Annotated in this window: 8 protein-coding genes; all 8 read left to right on the top strand. The window is 65.5% G+C overall.

What is annotated here, in order from left to right:
* The 8 genes from QZV97_RS00760 (at nucleotide 1) to QZV97_RS00725 (ending at nucleotide 19,042) form a co-directional block, all read left to right on the top strand.
* A complete protein-coding gene (locus QZV97_RS00760; protein WP_295636751.1) occupies nucleotides 1–717 on the top strand; it encodes an ABC transporter ATP-binding protein in 717 nt (238 codons plus the stop codon).
* Between the two features lie 25 nt (nucleotides 718–742).
* Nucleotides 743–1,975 (top strand): ABC transporter permease, encoded by a 1,233-nt coding sequence (locus QZV97_RS00755; protein ID WP_295636748.1) that lies wholly within the window; start codon nucleotides 743–745, stop codon nucleotides 1,973–1,975.
* Nucleotides 1,976–2,536: 561 nt separating this feature from the next.
* Nucleotides 2,537–4,660, top strand: a complete 2,124-nt coding sequence (locus QZV97_RS00750) for a type I secretion system permease/ATPase (RefSeq protein ID WP_295636941.1) — start codon at nucleotides 2,537–2,539, stop codon at nucleotides 4,658–4,660.
* Nucleotides 4,657–6,063 carry an HlyD family type I secretion periplasmic adaptor subunit gene (locus QZV97_RS00745; RefSeq protein ID WP_295636746.1) on the top strand — a complete coding sequence of 469 codons (1,407 nt, stop codon included), beginning with the start codon at nucleotides 4,657–4,659 and terminating at the stop codon, nucleotides 6,061–6,063. The genes QZV97_RS00750 and QZV97_RS00745 overlap by 4 nt, the downstream gene beginning before the upstream one ends.
* A 1-nt stretch (nucleotide 6,064) precedes the next feature.
* Nucleotides 6,065–7,321 (top strand): glycosyltransferase family 4 protein, encoded by a 1,257-nt coding sequence (locus tag QZV97_RS00740; RefSeq protein ID WP_295636743.1) that lies wholly within the window; start codon nucleotides 6,065–6,067, stop codon nucleotides 7,319–7,321.
* Nucleotides 7,318–7,545: a hypothetical protein gene (locus tag QZV97_RS00735; RefSeq protein ID WP_295636740.1), complete on the top strand. Its 228-nt coding sequence runs from the start codon at nucleotides 7,318–7,320 to the stop codon at nucleotides 7,543–7,545. The genes QZV97_RS00740 and QZV97_RS00735 overlap by 4 nt, the downstream gene beginning before the upstream one ends.
* Entirely contained in the window at nucleotides 7,542–8,489 is a 948-nt protein-coding gene (locus tag QZV97_RS00730; RefSeq protein ID WP_295636737.1) for a hypothetical protein, read from the top strand. Before QZV97_RS00735 ends, QZV97_RS00730 begins: the two co-directional genes overlap by 4 nt.
* Nucleotides 8,486–19,042 (top strand): calcium-binding protein, encoded by a 10,557-nt coding sequence (locus tag QZV97_RS00725; protein WP_295636734.1) that lies wholly within the window; start codon nucleotides 8,486–8,488, stop codon nucleotides 19,040–19,042. Before QZV97_RS00730 ends, QZV97_RS00725 begins: the two co-directional genes overlap by 4 nt.
* The last annotated feature ends 4 nt before the right edge of the window (nucleotides 19,043–19,046 follow it).

Here is a 19,046-nt window from a genome sequence, read left to right as displayed (position 1 = left end):
ATGGCGCTGATCGAGGCGCGGGACCTCGTCAAGACCTATCGCATGGGCTCGACCCATGAGGGCGCGGCCAACGAGGTCCATGCGCTGCGCGGCGTGTCGCTGGACATCGAGGCCGGCGAGTTCGTCGCGATCATGGGCGCGTCGGGTTCGGGCAAGAGCACGCTGATGAACATCCTCGGCTGCCTGGACCAGCCCACCAGCGGCAGCTACCGCCTGGCCGACGAGAACGTCGAAGGCTTGTCCGGCGATGCGCTGGCGGCCATCCGCAACCGCCGCATCGGCTTCGTGTTCCAGCAGTTCAACCTGCTGGCACGCACCTCGGCGCGCGAGAACGTCGAGCTGCCGCTGGTCTATGCCGGCGTCCCGCCCCGTGAGCGCCATCCGCGCGCCATGGCCTGCCTGGAACAGGTGGGCATCGCCGCGCGCGCCGACCACACGCCGGCCGAGCTGTCGGGCGGCCAGCAGCAGCGCGTGGCCATCGCGCGCGCGCTGGTCAACCGCCCGCAGATGATCCTGGCCGACGAGCCGACCGGCGCGCTCGACAGCGCGACGTCGGAGGAAGTGATGCGGCTGCTGACCGAGCTGAACGCCGGCGGCATCACCATCATCCTGGTGACGCACGAGTCCGATGTCGCGGCCTGGGCGCGGCGTCGCATCCTGTTCCGCGACGGCCACGTCGTCGAGGACGTGGCCCAGCCCGAGCGGGTGCCGGCGTGAACGCCCTGGCAGCCCTGCGGTCCGAATGAACGCACTTGCAGCCCTCCGGTCTGCGTGGCGCGCCCTCGCCACCAACCTGCTGCGCAGCATCCTCACGATGCTGGGCATCATCATCGGCGTGGCCGCGGTCATCACGACCATCGCGATCGGCAGCGGCGCGCAGCAGCGCGTGGCAGAGCAGATCAAGGGCCTGGGCTCCAACATCATGCTGGTGATGCCCGGCGCGCAGACCACCGGCGGCGTGCGCCTCGGCGCGCAGACCGGCCAGGCGCTGGTGGAGGAGGACGCCTACGCCGTCGCGCGCGAGGTGCCGGAAGTGCAGGTCGCGGCACCGACGATGCGCACCGGCGTGCAGATCGTCGCCGGCAACACCAACTGGGCCACCTCGGCCTTCGGCATGACGCCCGACTACCTGGAAGCGCGCGACTGGCCGCTCGCCAGCGGCCGCAACTTCGAGATGAGCGAGGTCAACGGCTCGGGCAAGGTGGCGATCATCGGCCTGACCGTCGCGCAGCAGCTGTTCGGCGACGCCGACCCGATCGACCAGGTGATCCGCGTCAAGAAGGTGCCGCTCACCGTCGTGGGCGTGCTCGAACGCAAGGGCCAGAACAGTTTCGGCCAGGACCAGGACGATGTCGTGATGGTGCCGATCTCGACCTACCGCAACCGCATCCAGGGGCAGAGCGGCGGCAAGCTCAAGCGCGTCGGTTCGATCAGCGTCAAGGTGCGCGAAGGCGTCTCGATGAAGCAGGCCGAGGACGGCATCCGCGAACTGCTGCGCCAGCGCCACCGCCTGCAGCCGGGGCAGGACGACGACTTCAGCATCCGCAACCTGACCGAGGTGCTGCAGGCGCAGGAGGCCTCGAGCCGCGTGCTGGCCCTGCTGCTGGCCGCGGTCGCCGGCGTGAGCCTGGTGGTCGGCGGTATCGGCATCATGAACATCATGCTGGTCAGCGTGACCGAGCGCACCCGCGAGATCGGCCTGCGCATGGCCGTCGGTGCGCGCAGCAAGGACATCCTGGCGCAGTTCCTGATCGAGGCGGTGACGCTCAGCCTCGTCGGCGGCGCGATCGGCATCGTCATCGGCGCGCTCGCCACCTGGGCCGTCGCCACCTTCGCCGGCTGGCAGGTGGCGATGGACCCGAGCGCGATCGCGCTGGCGGTCGGCTTCTCGGCCGCGGTCGGCGTGTTCTTCGGCTTCTATCCGGCGCGGCGTGCGGCGGCGCTGCTGCCGATCCAGGCCTTGCGGTACGAGTAGGTGGACTGAGTAGCCGAGCCCATGTGATGGGCATCGAGCCTTCCCCCGTCCTGTAAGACCTGCCAGTAGTTTGTGCGATGGCGCACCGCTACCAATCCGGCGCGTCGCAAAGACGGCGCAACGACAAGCACTCAACGAATGCAGGAGGCAATCGTGACGTCAGGTGGCTGCGTCAACGGTAGGACGCTCGCTGCCAGCTTCTTCGCAGTTGCTGTTTGGCTTTGCACCCAGGCGTTCGGCCAGTCGAGCGACCCTTCGACCCCGACGGCGCCAAGGCGCGAGCTCCGGCCGTCCACATGGGAGCTTAGGCAGCTACGGGAGTAGGCCGCCTCGATGGGCCAGCTGGCCGCGATGGCGGCTCGGCCGGGACGTCGACCCCTGCCGGGCACTCTTGGGAGGGATAGGGCTGCGCCGGCTCAGTCCTTACCCTGCCTCGAAACCTGTTCAGGTCTCGGGGGGTGAATGCGACAGGCCTTGAAGGACCGCGAGCCGGTCGTCGCGGAGTCGTCGGTTGCGGACAACGCCGGCCCGTCAGCATCGGTTCCTCATGGTCCGGCCGCGCTGCTGGCGCTGTGTTTGCTGGCCCGCCTGCACCGAGTGGCGGCTGACCCGATGGCGCTGACGCATCAGCTTGGCAAGAGCGTCAATGCCTCCTGGAGTGCGACTGAACTGGTGCTCGCTGCCAAGCATCTGGGCCTCAAGGCCAAGCTGTCTCGCACGGGCGCCGAGCGCCTGGTTCTGACGCCTCTGCCCGCTCTTGCGCTGCTGCGCGACGATCAAGCCGGCACCCGTACCGTGCTGCTGGCCCAGTGCGACGGTCAGCGCGTGTTGCTGCAAGACCCTGCAGGCGACGCTGGCGGTCGCCCCACCATCGAGCCGCTGGCCGCATTCGCCGCGCGATGGACAGGTGAGCTCATCCTCGTCACCAGCCGCGCCAGCGTGGCTGGCGAACTGGCCAGGTTCGACTTCAGCTGGTTCATTCCCAGTCTGGTCAAGTACCGCCGCCTGCTCGGTGAGGTGCTGGTGGTGTCGCTCTTCTTGCAGCTGTTCGCACTGATCAGCCCATTGTTCTTTCAGGTCGTGATGGACAAGGTGCTGGTGCATCGTGGCCTGAGCACCTTGGACGTTCTGGTCATCGGCCTGCTCGTGGTGGTGGTGTTCGAAAGCGTGCTGACCGCGCTGCGCACCTATGTCTTCAGCCACACCACCAGTCGCATCGACGTGGAGCTCGGCGCCCGGCTGTTTCGCCATCTGCTGAACCTGCCGCTTGCCTACTTTCAGGCACGGCGTGTCGGCGACTCGGTCGCCCGCGTGCGGGAGCTGGAGAACATCCGCAGCTTTCTCACGGGCAACAGTCTGACACTGGTGCTCGATGTGCTGTTCTCGGTGATCTTCATTGCGGTCATGTTCTTCTACAGCATCCCGCTCACCCTCATCGTACTGGCCAGTCTGCCGCTGTACGTGGGCGTCAGCCTGCTGCTGATGCCGGTGCTGCGCGCGCGCCTGAACGAGAAGTTCAGCCGCGGCGCCGAGAACCAGGCCCTGCTGGTGGAAAGCATCACGGGCATCCAGACCGTGAAGGCCAGCGCGTTGGAGCCGGCCATCGCCAGGCGCTGGGACGACCAGCTCGCGGCCTATGTGTCAGCGGGCTTCAAGGTGCAGACACTGGCGAGCTATGGTCATGAAGCCATCAACCTGATCGGCAAGCTGGTCGCCGCTGTCAGTCTCTGGTACGGGGCCCGGCTGGTGATGGATCAGCAACTCACGGTCGGACAGTTCGTCGCCTTCAACCTGTTCGCGCAGCGCGTGGCCCAGCCCATCATGCGCATGGCCCAGTTGTGGACGGACTTCCAGCAGGTTGGCATCTCGATGGCAAGGCTGGGCGACATCCTCAACGCCCGCACCGAAGTGCCGCCACAGGCGGCCGCCCAGTTGCCGCCACTCAAGGGGCGCATCCAGTTCGACCAGGTGAGCTTTCGCTACCGCCCGGAGGCGCCGCCGGTACTGCAGGGCTTGAGCCTCGACATCAAGCCGGGAGAGGTGATTGGCATCGTCGGCCGGAGCGGGTCCGGCAAAAGCACCCTGACCAAGCTGGTGCAGAGGCTCTACACGTCCGAGCAGGGACGGGTGCTGGTCGACGGCATGGACATCAGCCTGCTCGATGCCGCCCAGTTGCGCCGCCAGGTCGGCGTGGTGCTGCAGGAGAACTGGCTCTTCAACCGCAGCGTGCGCGAGAACATTGCGGTTGCCGATCCGGCAGCGCCGATCGAACACGTCATGGCGGCGGCCACCCTGGCGGGCGCTCACGACTTTGTCAGCGAGCTGCCCGAGGGCTACGACACCGTCGTCGGCGAACAGGGTACGGGGCTCAGCGGCGGGCAGCGCCAGCGCATCGCCATCGCCCGGGCCCTGTTCACCAATCCGCGCATCCTGATCCTGGACGAAGCCACCAGTGCGCTCGACTACGAGAGCGAGGCTGTCCTGCAGAGAAACATGGCCAGCATCTGCAAGGGCCGCGCGGTGGTCATCATCGCGCACCGGCTCAGCTCGGTGCGGCAGGCTCACCGCATTGTGGTGATGGACCGTGGACGTATCGTGGAGGCGGGTCCGCACGAAGTGCTGGTGGCCAAGCCGAAGGGCCTGTATGCGCACCTTTGGGGCTTGCAGTCGGGAGCGCCGGCATGAGCGCGAACGAGACGATGCCCAGGCCGCCCGCACTGGAACTACTGGGGCGCTACCGGGCGGTCCTGCACGCCGCATGGGCGGCGCGCCATCATCTGCCGGGGCCCAGGCGGCTGGCTGACGAGACAGCGTTCTTGCCGGCCGCCCTGAGCCTGCAGGAAACCCCGGCGCATCCCTCGCCGCGCCGCGTCGCCATCGTGATCTGCGCGCTGTTCGTCACGGCGTTGACGTGGAGCCTCGTCGGTGAGGTCGACATCGTGGCCGTGGCGCCCGGACGCATCGTCGTCAGCGAGCGCACCAAGACTCTGCAACCGCTTGAGGCCGGTGTGGTCAGACGGGTGCTGGTCAGGGACGGTGACCGTGTGCAGGCCGGGCAGGTGCTGGTCGAGTTGGATGCCACCGAGGCACTGGCCGACGGCGCCAACGTGCAAGAGCAGTTGGACGTGGCCAGTTCCGATGAGCGCCGGGTGCGCGCCCTTCTTGCGGCCTTGCGCACCGGTCGTCCGCCGACGCAGGGTACGGTTCTCGACGCGGCGCAACTCCATGCGGAATACCAAGACATCACGGCTCGCCTGGCCAAGCTTGCCGCCGAGCGGAACCGCCGTGAAGCCGAGTTGGCCACCGTGCAGCAACTCATCGCGAAGCTCGAGGCCACCTTGCCTATCGCCCTGCAGCGCGAAGCCGACTTCAAGAGCCTCACCGACCAGGGTTTCGTCACCGGCCACGCCGGCCAGGACCGCATGCGCGAGCGTATCGAGCAGGAGCGCGACCTCGCGACGCAGCGTGCGCGGCTCGCCGAAGCCAGAGCGGCGCTGATGGAAACCGTACAGGCGCGCGCCGCATACCTGGCCGAGACCCAACGCGTACTCAATGATCGTGGCGCCCAAGCCAACCTCAGACGTCAGCAGCTCACGCAGGAGCGCAGCAAGACCGAGCAGCGCAGCCGCCTGACTCAGCTCGTCGCGCCGGTAGCCGGCACGGTGCAGCAGGTGGCTGTCCACACCGAAGGTGGCGTGGTGACGCCGGCGCAAGCATTGATGGTCATCGTTCCGGGCGATGCGGAAGTGACGGCGGAGGTGGTCATCGACAACAAGGACATCGGCTTCGTGCATGCCGGGCAGGCGGTGGCGGTGAAGCTGGAGACCTTTCTCTTCACGCGCTACGGCACGGTCGAAGCCACGGTGAAGAGCGTCACGGCCGACGCGGTCAGCGACGAAAAGCGGGGAGCGATCTTTCCTGCAACGCTGAAGCTGGAACGCACTTCCATCGTCGTCGATGGCCGACCGGTGAAGCTCGGTCCCGGGATGAATCTGACCGCCGAGATCAAGACTGGCCGGCGGCGCGTGCTCGACTACTTGCTGAGCCCGATACAGCGGACGGCCGACGAGAGCCTGGGAGAACGTTGACATGCGCCTGCTCGTCGTTCACCAGAACTTCCCCGGTCAGTTCGGGCACCTGGTCAGTGCCTGGTCCCAGAGGCCGGGCTGGGACGTTCGCGCGCTCGGTCGCGATACGGCTCCCGGACTGGCAGGGTTCGAGCGGCTGGTCCGGTATCGGCTTCTGCGCGGACCCGGGCCGCAGCAGCACCACTATCTCCGGCAGATGGAGACCGCTACGCTGCATGGGCAGGCCACTGCCCGCGCGATGCTCGAGATGCGACGCAGTGGTTTCGTGCCCGATGTCATCCTGGCGCACCCGGGCTGGGGCGAGACTCTGTACGCGAAAGACGTGTTTCCCGATGCGCGGCTCGTCCACTTCTGCGAGTGGTATTACCAGGCCGATGGTGCCGACCTCGGCTTCGACCCCGAGTTCCCGCTGAGCTTCGACGATCGTGCGCGGATCCGGACATGGAACGCCTTGCACACGCTGAACCTCACGAACTGCGATGCTGCGGTCACGCCCACCCGGTGGCAGTGGAGTCGGCATCCGGAGGTGTTCCGCCCGAAGATCGCGGTTCAGCATGAAGGGATCGCCACGCACGCGCTCGGACCAGATCCGCAGGCCCCGCTGACCACGCCCAGCGGGGTGACGCTGCGAGTCGGGGATCCGGTCGTCACTTACGTCGCACGCAACCTCGAGCCTTACCGGGGATTCCACATCTTCATGCGCGCGTTGGAGCAGCTCCAGAAGATCAATCCACGGTGCCATGCGCTGATCGTTGGCGGCAACGATGTGAGCTATGGCAGGCGACCGCGCGACGCCGCCAACTGGCGAGAGCGGATGCTGAGAGAAGTGAAGCTCGACGCGGCGCGGACGCACTTCCTCGGCCGCGTGCCCTATGCGCAGTACCTGAAAGTGCTGCAGATCTCAGCCGCGCATGTCTATCTGACCTACCCTTTCGTGCTGAGCTGGTCACTGCTCGAGGCGATGGCTTGTGGGGCGCCGATCGTGGCGTCGGACACGGCGCCGGTACGGGAGGTAGTCACCGATGGCCACAGCGCTAGCCTGGTTGGATTCTTCAACAGCGACGCACTGAGCAGGCGGATCAGTCAGATGTTGACCGATCCCAGTAGACAGGAGAGACAGCGGTGCGCTGCAATCGCGGATGTCCAAGCGTATGCACAGAAACACGGCGTGGCCGGCTACGACTGGCTGCTCGCGTCAGCGGACATCTGCATGCGACCGATGGTGAGCAAGACTGAACTCATTGGAGAGACGGTATGACCAGCAAAGCTCTACCAAGATTGTTTGCAACGGTGGCAGCAGCAGTCGCGGCGTCGGGCGTCAGCCTAGCCATCGATGGCTTGAATCCCGGCACTACAGAGGACGATGGCAATGTGATCGAGGGTGGAGCCGGCGACGACTGGATCGTTGCGGGTGCGGGCGCCGACATGATCGGCGGCGTCGCGGGCAACGACGGCAGCTTCATACAGAAGGAGGTCGCATGAACTTCGGCGGACCGATCGACTTGACGCCGTTTGGCTCGGTGCTTACGAGCATCGGCGTCGTCTACTGGCTGCTCGCTGCCATTGCGGTGGTGATCGCGCTCGCTCAGCCGAAGACGACCGGCGGCAAGGCTTGGGCGACGGGCATCGTGCTCGTCGTGTTCGGTGCCATGCCAGTCAGCGGCATGTGGCAGCAGCACAAGGCGCATAGCCGATGGAAGGAAGCGATGGCGCTGTTCGAGCAGAGGTGCAAGTCCGCGGGCGAGAGGATCACGCGCACTGTCGAGAACGTCGAGGGTGTGGTGTGGATGAAGTGGCGCGAGCCAGGCCCGAATCTCGACGATCAGTTCAAGCTGGACGATCCATATGGCCAAGACTGCTGGGGTGAAGGCTGCTTGATCGAACTCGTGCGAGTTACCCGCGGTGTGCAGTTCAGTCCCGAGGGTGCCAAGCAGCACCAAGGCGCCTATGCTTTCGTCGAGACGATCGATCCGAAAGATGGCCGCTGGTATCGCTACTTCGGTGCAATGAAGCTCCCGCCGTCATGGACGGCCGAAGGAGTAGCCAAGCTCAAGCGAGAGGAGGGAAAAGATCCTCCGTCGTTCAGCTACCGCGTCTCTTTCGAGCGTGAGCCGATCGACAAGCCGACTGCGCGCTACGGGATCACCTGGGACGACATCTCGACCCGTGAGGACCGCGAGCACTGGATCGCTGGTGGCTCGTTGAAGGCCATCGATCTTTCGAACAACGAAGTCATTGCCGAGCGTCGCGGCTACATGGTAGATCGAGGGCAAGGCGCGGGCAGGCAAGGCAGCTTTCGGTCGCCGTGGGGATTCGCTGCCGAAGTAGCTTGTCCTCCGAAGCTGGACGCTGGCGGCAAACGCACTCAGGTCGGCTTCACTGCCAGATTTGCAAACAAGGTTCTTCAACCAATCAAGAGAGAATGAACATGCCAACAGCTTCGACGTACCTGACCTTCGCTCAGCTTCAATTGGCCGCTGAGGCGCGCCTCGAGCGCTTTGGCAACCAAGCAAGTGCGGAGGCACTTGTGTTTGGGAACGACCGCAGCAGCAAGTTCACCGATGTAGACGCCGCCCAGTTCGCCCGCGAGTGGACCGTCGTCGCGCACCAAGCCAACACCTCGACCGGCTTCAGCGGCACGGTCTTCAGGTACACCGGTTCGAACGATCCGACGCGCGGTCTCGTGAACGGCCAGCTCGTCGTCAGCCTCCGCTCCACCGAATTCGCCGACGACGCCGCGCGCGACAACATGGCGACGAACACGCTCGAGATCAGGGAACATGGCTTCGCCTTCGGCCAGATCGCCGACATGCAGGCGTGGCTGGCGCAGCTCAATCAGCCCGGTGGCGCGTTGGCTGGGCAGAACTTCAGCGTCACCGGCTACAGCCTCGGCGGCCACCTCGCGACGGCGCTCAATCTGCTGATGAACGATGCCGGTCAGGCCGGACGCATCACCGCGACCTACACCTTCAACGGCGCAGGCGTCGGTGAGCTGAGCGCGGGCACGACTCTGACGCAGGCGCTCAACGTCTTCTCCTCCGCGCGCGGCAACGGCAGCGCGGCCTTGTTCTCCGCACCGATCGCAGCGCAGTTCTACACCGACCTGCGCGCGCGGCTCGACGGCTCGGCGACCTTGGCTCAGATGGATCAGGCGCTGACCGACCTGGTCGGCGCCAGGAACGGTATCACCGTGGGTGCGCAGACCACGGCCGAACTGAACGTCTTGATCGAAGCGGTCTCGCGCAGCCGTCGCGTGCTCTACGAAGCGAACCGCATCAACGCAGGACTTCCCAGCGGCGGAGACGGTGGCGCGGCTCAGCCGGTGGTCGCCACCTCCATCGACGCAACCCGACTCGACTACCAACTCGCCGTGTGGCAGGCGCAGGCGACGACAAACTCGTTCGCCTCGTTGCTGACCGACGGTCTCGGTGCAGCCTACGCGACCAACCGTGCTCCGCTGAGTCTGGCCGGCCTCTCGCCGATCTACGACATCTACGGCGCGCCGCTGCCCTCGGCCGTCGCGAACTCGCAGCACCATTACGGCGAGGCCACGCCGGTCTTCATTGAAGACCAGCCGTTGTACCGCGGCAATGTGTTGACCTCGGTTCCTTGGAACTCCGGTTCGCGAATGGTCTTCGGTGAATGGCGTTTACTCGTGCCGAGCTTCAACCAGAACGACTTCGGTGACACCCACAGTCTCGTGCTGCTGGTCGACTCGCTGAGCGTGCAGGCGGCGTTGTCGCGCTTGATGCCAAGCGCGAGCCAGGATGACATCGAGGCGATCTTCCGCGCTGCCAGCAGCGCAGCGGCAGCGGCCACGCCCTTCACGCAAGGCGTGGCAGAAGGCGACGTGCTGGAGAACGTCGTCAACGCGCTCAGCCGCATCTTCATGGGGCCGGACGCGACGCGGCTCACCGGCCGGCTCGAAGGCGGCACCTGGGCCAACCTCGCCGACCGTAACGCACTGCACAACCAACTGCGCGATCTGGTCGCCAGCTCCGCCTTTACCAGCGCAGCAGGCCGGGTCACCCTCGTGCCGACAGCCGGTCAAGCGGCCGCAACCGCACGCACCGACTTCGCTGCGTTCCTGTCGCTGTACAGCCTCTCGCCCTTCACGCTGCGCTCTGCCAATGAAGCCGACGCCATCGTCGTGCAGGCCGCGCTGGCGCAGAATTGGGGAACGCTGCGCACTGAGTGGATCGCTGATCGCAACGAGGTGGAAGCAGGACGCGGCGCGCAGAACTTCAGCGACACCTACCTCAGAGATCGCATGACGATGCTGCAGGCGCAGATCGCCAACAACCTGCGCAACGTCGATGGCGTGATCGAGCCCTTGCGAGCGGCGGGCGTGCTTTACACGGACGCCATCAGTGGCGGCACCATCCGCATCGGATCGCTCACGACCGACGCCCAACGTCAGCAGATCTGGTTCGGCGGAACGGCTAACGAGAGCTACAGCGGAGCGGCCCAGGCCGACCGCCTCTACGGCGGCGCTGGCGCCGATACCCTGAGAGGCCAGGGTGGCGCCGATTGGCTCGAAGGCAACGCCGGCGACGACAGCCTCGATGGCGGGGCCGGTGCTGACACCCTGCTCGGCGGTACCGGCAACGACGTGCTCAACGGCGGCATCGACAACGATCGCCTCCTCGGCGGCGGAGGCCTGGACGTCTATGGCTTCGGTGCCGGCTGGGGCGCCGATGTGGTGGTCGACAGCGACGGTTCAGGCGGCATCTTCGTGGATGGGCTGGCGCAGATCGATGGCGCTGGCGCCATCAAGATCGCCGAAGGCGCATGGCAAACCCCCGATCGACGCATCAACTACAGCCTGGTGCCCATGGATGCGGGGCGCAGCGACCTGTTCATCAGCTTCTCCGACCGCAACGACGTCATCAGGATCGAGAGCTGGAGCCCGGATCGCAATGTCGGCGTTGTTCTGCCTGGCGAGATCACGGTCCCACCAGCCAATGGCAACGCGTTGGCAGGTGACATCGTCAAGCAGTACACCGGTACGACCTATGCGACTGTGCCCGATGGCGGCTACGTTGGCGCCGGTAGCCAGCCCGATGCGGCCGATATCCTGATCGGGACCCAGACGAACGACAGCTTGAGCGGACTGGGCGGCAACGATGGCATGTCGGGGGGCGAGGGACATGATCTGCTCGAAGGGGGCGCGGGCCACGACCTGCTGATCGGCGGCCTGGGCGCCGACACCCTCAACGGCGGTGCGGGCAACGACCTGATCTATGGCAGCGGGGTCGGTGGCATCGATCGGCCCACGCGCACGGATTTCACGCCGCCCACCACGACCGGCGTGGAGGTTGCCCGCGGGTTCAGCTGGGTGGCGGCGCGGGCCAACGTACCGCGCCGTCAGGGTGACACGGCGACCATGCGCTACGTCGGCGTGACAGGCGCCTATGTGAGTCCGCAGTTCACCAACGGCGGGCAGGTCTATGTGGAGACTCACAGCAATGTGATCGATGGCGGGTCCGGTGACGATTACATCGTGGCGGGTGCCGGCAGGGACGTCGTGCACGGAGGAGACGACAACGACGACATCATCGGCATGCGCGACGACGATCTGCTGTTCGGCGATGCAGGCGACGACTACATCTGGGGCGACGGGCAAGGTGTTGCGGGTACCGCCGAGTACACGCCAGCGGATCAGCAAGGCGACGACACGCTGATAGGCGGCCTGGGCGACGACGTGCTCGTCGGCCAGGGTGGGCGCGATCAGCTGTACGGGGGCGCTGATGACGACATGTTGTGGGGCGACGATCTTGCGGAGAACGACGTGGATACGCCGTTGGCGACCCACGGCCAGGACCAGCTCGACGGTGGCGGGGGGCGTGACACCCTGGTGGGTGGAGGGCAGGACGACACGCTACTCGGCGACGACGGTGCCGATCTGCTCTGGGGCGATGGGTCCGGGACGCGCACCTTGTCGGGCGCAGCGCACGGCAGCGACCTCCTCGACGGAGGTGGTGACGCAGACGAGATCCACGGCGGCGGCGCCAACGACACGTTGGAAGGCGGGACGGGCAACGACCGCCTCTGGGGCGACGATGATCTCAACCATCGCGTCGATGCCATCTGGCACGGCAACGACGTGTTGAGCGGCGGCGATGGGGATGACTATCTCGAAGGCGGAGCTCGATCCGACACGTTGTACGGGGGATCTGACAACGACTCGTTGCTCGGCGACGGCCGCGTCTTCGATCAGGCTGAGTACGGCGCGGACTATCTGGATGGCGGCGAGGGCGACGACGAGCTCGAAGGGGGCGGCGGCGCCGACACCTTGAGCGGAGGTTCGGGCGACGACGTCCTGGTTGGCGACAGCCAGATCGTCGAGATCGGCGAGAGCAGCCAACTGGGCGACGTGCTGTACGGCGATGGCGGGAACGATCTGCTTCGGGGCAATGGTGGCGGCGACACACTTCTCGGCGGGACAGGCATCGATCGACTCGAAGGTGGAGCGGGCGACGATGTCTACCGGTTCGCCGCTGGGGACCTGATACCCGGTGATTCCGGACTGACCGAACTCATCGACGATGAGGACGGCGACAACCGGGTGGTCTTCGACGAGATCTCGATAGCGAGCCTGCAAACTTTGCAGCTGACCGGTGACGGTGATGTGGTACTCGGGCTGGCCGGCGGCGAGCGGCTTGTGCTGACGGCGACGACTTTTGGGGCAATGCAGTCCTTCTCGTTCTCCGACGGTTCGTTGACGGCGAGTCAAGTCTTCGGGCGCCTGGCCGACGACGTGTTTCGGGGGCAGACCGCCGGAGGCCAGCAGATCCTCTATGGCGGACGCACCGCACAGAGTGTCTACGTGGTGGGACGGCCGGGCGGAGCGATGCTGTCGGGCGGGAGGGGCAACGACACCTTGGAAGCGTTGGGCGGCGGCAACCGCTACTTGTTCGATATCGGCGATGGCACGGATGTCATCCACGACAGCGCGAATGCCGGCGGCTTCTTCGGTAGCAACGGAGCCAGCCGCATCGTGCTCGGATCGGGGATCGAGGAGTCGGACCTCAGATTCTCCTTGGCTCAGGGGGATCTGATCATCCATGTCGGCGAAGGCACGACCGACAGCATTCGCTTGACGTCGGCGTACGGTGAGAGCTTGGCGGCCCCGTTGCCCATCGATCGGATCGAGTTCGCGGACGGGACCAGCCTCGACCTTCTCGCGCGGTACGCCGAGGGCTTCGACGTCACAGGCACAGAGACCGGCGAACGGCTGGCGGGCAGCAACGGGCCTGATCGCCTCGACGGCGGAGGAGGTGACGACTACTTGAACGGTGGGGCCGGATCCGACACATACGTCTGGGGACTGGGTCGCGGCTCGGATGAAGTGACTGAAAGCTCGTCGGCTTCCGATGTCGACATTGTTCAGCTGGATGGCAGCTTGACGTCGGCGAACTTGCTGCTGCTGCGACTGGGAACGAGTCTGATCCTGCATGCAAGGACGAGCGCGGAGTGTCTGACGATCTATGACCACTTCGGGGCGCTCGGGATCGAGCAGATCGCGTTCTCGGACGGCACGCGCTGGACACGGTCGGACATCGAGGCGCGACTGACGAACGAGCTGACCGAAGGCAATGACACTGTCTTCGGCTCCGGGCAGGCGGACACGATGGCCGGCTTCGGAGGTGCGGACGCGCTCTACGGTGGCGCTGGCGGCGACTTTCTCGATGGCGGGGTGGGCAACGATCAGCTCGCAGGCCAGGATGGCGACGATCGCGTCCTCGGCGGGGACGGCAACGATCAGCTTGCCGGTGGACCTGGGAGCGATCAACTCGACGGCCAGAGTGGAGTGGACTATCTCTTTGGTGGCGAAGGCAATGATCTGCTCAGTGACGATCGCTTCGACGACGATCTGTGGGGTGACTCGGGCGATGACACGCTCGTCGGTGGCCGCTATGCCAACGGCGGCAGCGGCAGCGACACGTACGTCCTGACAGCCTGGCCAGAGAGCACGGCGATCAGCATCGAAGAGCGGGTGGGGGCAGACGGCGGTGTCGACAGGCTCGAGATGCCGGCGGGTGTCGGTCTCAACGAACTTCGCTTCTTCCGGCAGGTTACGTACTCGTGGGACGACCTCTTTATCGAACGAGAAGGTTCCTTCGGACGCGTCTGGCTGCGCGCCTACTTCCAGGATGACGTCGCACGCAGTGGACTGGAGGAGATCCGCTTGAGCGACGGCACCGTCCTGCGGAGAGCCGATGTGATCTCGCGGCTCGAGGTCCACCCTTTGCAGACAACGGACGGAGACGACGGAATACTCGGGCTGCGCCTGTCTGAAACGATCGATGGTGGCGCCGGAAACGACACGCTCGACGGAAGTCTGGGTGACGACGTCTTGCTCGGCGGCGAGGGTGACGACGATCTGTCTGGCGGCGACGGCAACGACACCCTGCGAGGCGGCGCTGGCTACGACCGGGTGACGACCGGAGCGGGCAGCGACGCGATCCTGTTCGGTCGGGATTCGGGACGGGACTTCGTGAGTCACGAGGCAATCGTCGGCGCCGCGGCAGATCGGATCGTCTTCGACGCTGACGTCGACCCGAACCAGGTGACGCTGACTCGGGATGAATCGAGCTTGATCGTCCACATCTCTGGTTCGACGACTCAGATGACCGTCAACGGCTTCTACTTCATGAACGCGGCTGGTCAACCCACGACCAGCGTCCGGTCGATCGAATTCGCCGATGGCACCGTATGGGGGCACGCGGCGATCCTGGCGCGCTCGGTCACCCCCGGCGTCATCGTCGAAACGACGCCGCAAGGCATCGACACGGTCACCGTGGGTGCGTCTGCCACTCTCGCCGTCGGACAGGAGAACCTGACGCTCGGCGGCGAGCTTGGGGCTCGATTGGTCGGCAACGAGCTTGACAACGTCATCAGGGGCGGCGCAGGTGATGACGCCCTGAACGGACCGGGGCTCGACGATGCAATGCGCAGGGACGGCTTCACGGATCTGTGGCGGTGGTCCCTCCTTGGCTATCCTGAATTCAGCTATGTCGTGCGCGGTGGTAGCGACACGCTTATCGGCGGTGCGGGCGACGATCTCTACTTCACGACGTCGTCCAATGGCGAGAACCTCTACAGCATCTACTACGAGAGCGACATCGGCAGCGCCGATGACGCTGTGATCGAAAGTCTTGGTGGCGGTACCGACACGGTCGTGACCACTGCGTACTTCGAGACGCTCGATCCTCATGTGGAGAACCTCGTTGCGATCAACCGGCAGAGCTTCACGCGGAACGTGCCGGGCGACTGGCCGACGCCGATCCATCACGCGTACGCCGGCAACGACCTCGGCAACCGCATCGACGCAAGTCGGGTTCCTGGCAGCGTACGCCTCGACGGCGGGGGTGGAGCGGATGTGATGATCGGCAACAGCTTCGATCCGAACGTCTACGTCGTCGACCACGCAGATGACCTGGTCATCGAGTCGGGTTCAGCGGAGTCGCCGGCCATCGATGCCGTGGAGTCATCGGTGAGCTACGAGCTCGCCCCGGAGATCGAGAGCCTCGTGCTGACGGGGTCTGCAGCTATCGACGGTACGGGCAACGCACTCGACAATCTGCTCGACGGCAGCGGTAACGGAGCGATCAATCGCCTCGTCGGTGGGGCAGGCAACGATCGATACAGGATCGGCGCGGGGGACCAGGTCGTCGAGCGCGCAGACGAAGGACGCGACACGGTGATTGTCGGAGCGGGATCTGCACCGCAGGCGATCTACTCACTGTCGGACTATCTCAACGTCGAAGGCCTCACGCTCGAAGCGTCCGCGGGCGCGGCTGCCCTGATCGGTACGACGCTGGACGACGAACTCACCGGCAACGTCTCCCCCAATCTCTTCGAAGGCGGGCAGGGCGACGACACGATGCATGACGGACGGGAGCGCGAGTCCGTCTGGGGCAACAGCATGAGGTCAGGCGCCGACTCGATGTATGGTGGGGATGGAAACGATGTCATCTTCGTGTCTGGCGGTGGAGATGTGGTCCACGGGGGTGCAGGTGCCGATCGGATCGTCATCGATACGGCAGTGGCGCAGGACAGCAGCGTTGCCGTCCACTTTGGTCACGGAGAAGGCCACGACACCATCGAGGCCTTCTACAGCCCGCGCCCGTCCGTGACGGTGCGTTTTGGTCCGGCCGTTTCGTCGTCTGATCTTCGCGTCGAACGACAGGGCGCAGACATGATCCTGGTTCTTTCGAGCACCAGCGAGTCTGTTCGACTGATGCAAGCTTTCGATTCAGCCGAATCGCAGACGCTTACAGGATACGTGGGCGGCGCTGCATTTGCGGACGGTGTGTTCCTCGAGGCCGGCCATCTCGCCGCACGATGGCTGGCCGGCAACGAGAACCAGGCCTCTGATGGTCGCGACGTCCTGCTCGGTGGCTCGGGCAACGACGTGCTGACGGCAGGAGGAGGGGACGACGTCCTCTGGGGACAAGGCGGCGACGACGACATTGCGGGAGGCTCGGGCAACGACACGCTCAGAGGCGGCGTGGGCGACGACGTCTATCGGTTCGAAGCAGGCGGCGGACACGACACGATCCGCGAGGAGGGTGGTTATGACCGCGTTCTTCTCGGAGATGGTCTGCTGGCCGAGGAAGCGTCGGTGTTCGCAGAAGGGTCGTCCGTCCTGATCGAGTTCTCGAGCGGTGGGAGCCTCTTGCTTGCCGACGTGTTGAGCCCGGGTGGCAGCCAGATCATCGAAGCGATCGAGTTCGCAAACGGCACGGTCTGGACCGCGCCGATGCTCAGGTTCATGGCTGCACAGGTGCGCGGCACGGAGAGTGCCGACACGCTGGTCGGGACCGCAGATGCGGAGCAGATCCTTGGCCTTGGGGGCAACGACTCGATCGACGGACTGGGCGGCGATGACCTGCTGCAGGGTGGATCTGGCAACGACACGCTCGTCGGCAGCGCTGGGATCGACACGCTGGAAGGTGGAAGCGGCAACGACCTGTACCGCGCCGATGCTTCTGATGTGATCGTCGAGCAGGCGGACGGAGGGTCGGACACGATCGAGTCGGCGGTGACCTGGCGGTTGCCCGATCACGTGGAGCGCCTGCAGCTCACCGGAGGCACGCCGATCGATGGTTACGGCAATGTCGCAGCCAACGCCTTGCTCGGCAACGGAGCCAGCAATCTGCTGGACGGAGAAGGTGGGGTCGATACGATGACGGGCTACGGCGGTGACGATCTCTATGTTGTCGACCACGCGGCCGACGTCGTGGTCGAGGCTTCGAACGCAGGCATCGATACGGTTCAGGCCTCGGTTGGCTGGTCGCTGGGGTCGAATATCGAGCACTTGGCGCTGACCGGCGCCGCGGCGATCAACGGCACCGGGAACACGCTGTCCAATCGCCTTGCGGGGAACGGCGCGGCCAATCGCCTCGACGGTGGCTCGGGCGTCGACACGATGCTTGGTGGCGCAGGGGATGATGTCTACGTCGTCGATAACGCGTCGGACTTCGTCGTGGAGCTTGCTGGCGAGGGCATCGATCGCGTGGAATCCAGCGTCTCGCATGTCCTCGGTGCGGACATCGAGCATCTGACGCTCACAGGGACCGCCAGCACGAATGCCACCGGCAACGCTGCGGCGAACTCGTTGACGGGGAACTCCGGTGTGAATCGCTTGGATGGTGGGGCGGGTGCGGACTCCATGACGGGAGGTGCCGGGAACGATACCTATGTGGTCGACACCCTCGAAGACCTGATCACCGAATTGTCGGGTGGTGGTACCGACACGGTCGAGTCCGTGATCTCCTGGACGCTTGGCGCGCAACTCGAGAACTTGACGCTGACGGGCACTGCAGTCGCTTCGGCAACGGGCAACTCGCTGGCGAACACGCTGCGAGGCAACAGCGGCAACAATGTCCTGTCCGGCCTGGCTGGCAGCGACACGATGATCGGTGGGACGGGCGACGACACCTATGTCGTCGACGTCACGACCGACGTCGTGACCGAGAGCGCGAGTCAAGGAACGGATCTGGTCCAGTCAGCTGTCACCTGGACTCTGGGATCCAACGTCGAGAATCTGACGCTCACCGGCAGCTCGACCATCCACGGAACCGGCAACACGCTCAGCAACGTGCTGATAGGCAACAGCGCCAGCAACACGCTGACCGGCGGTGACGGCCACGACACGATTGATGGAGGCGCGGGCACGGACTCGATGGTGGGCGGCAACGGCGACGACGTCTACTTCGTCAATGTCAGCACGGATGTTGTGACCGAAGCATCGAGTGCCGGGACGGATCTCGTGAACAGCGTCGTGACGTGGACGCTCGGCAGCAATGTCGAGAATCTGACCTTGACCGGCTCCTCGGCGATCAACGGGACGGGCAACACGCTGAACAATGTCCTGACCGGCAATGCTGCAGCCAACACGCTTGCCGGCGCCGCAGGCAACGACATCTATGTGGGCGGCCTGGGCAACGACTCGCTCACCGACAGTTCGACTTCGTCGGCTGATGTCTATCGTTGGGGCCTCGGGCAGGGTAACGACAGCGTCAGCGACGCAGGGGGCTCAGACCGCATCGAGATCCTGCCTGGTGTCAGCAGCGCTCAGGTGACGCTAGCGCGCAGTGGCAACAACCTGCAGATCGGTATCAGCGGGGCGTCGGATGTGCTGACGGTGCTCAACTGGTACACGAGCAGCGCCAACCGGATCGAGGAGATTCGTCTGTCCGATGGTTCGATCATCGGCGCAGCTGCCGCGCCGCAGTCGGTCACGACCGGTTCGGTGTCGGCTCTCGGTGAGCGGGCCATGGCTGACAGCGAGACGATGCCGTCGCCGTGGCGTGGACCCGCCACGGCGACAGCGTGGCTGATCGCATCCAAGTCCGACCTGCTGCTGGACGCCATGGCGCAGTTCGATCCGCCGGCGGGCGTCGTGCTGGCTGGCGATGCAGATCGCCTGGTGACCACCATGCCGGCGCTGGCTGCCAACGCGATGTAGTCGT

The organism is uncultured Methylibium sp. (genome assembly GCF_902826655.1).
Classification (GTDB): Bacteria; Pseudomonadota; Gammaproteobacteria; order Burkholderiales; family Burkholderiaceae_C; genus Methylibium.
This window is presented reverse-complemented; position numbering and strand designations above follow the sequence as displayed.

Bases quoted from the DNA above. Each gene is read 5' to 3' on its own strand.
- QZV97_RS00730 (WP_295636737.1), top strand. From the start codon at position 7,542: ATGAACTTCGGCGGACCGATCGACTTGACGCCGTTTGGCTCGGTGCTT.
- QZV97_RS00725 (WP_295636734.1), top strand. From the start codon at position 8,486: ATGAACATGCCAACAGCTTCGACGTACCTGACCTTCGCTCAGCTTCAA.
- QZV97_RS00760 (WP_295636751.1), top strand. From the start codon at position 1: ATGGCGCTGATCGAGGCGCGGGACCTCGTCAAGACCTATCGCATGGGC.
- QZV97_RS00745 (WP_295636746.1), top strand. From the start codon at position 4,657: ATGAGCGCGAACGAGACGATGCCCAGGCCGCCCGCACTGGAACTACTG.
- QZV97_RS00755 (WP_295636748.1), top strand. From the start codon at position 743: ATGAACGCACTTGCAGCCCTCCGGTCTGCGTGGCGCGCCCTCGCCACC.
- QZV97_RS00735 (WP_295636740.1), top strand. From the start codon at position 7,318: ATGACCAGCAAAGCTCTACCAAGATTGTTTGCAACGGTGGCAGCAGCA.
- QZV97_RS00740 (WP_295636743.1), top strand. From the start codon at position 6,065: ATGCGCCTGCTCGTCGTTCACCAGAACTTCCCCGGTCAGTTCGGGCAC.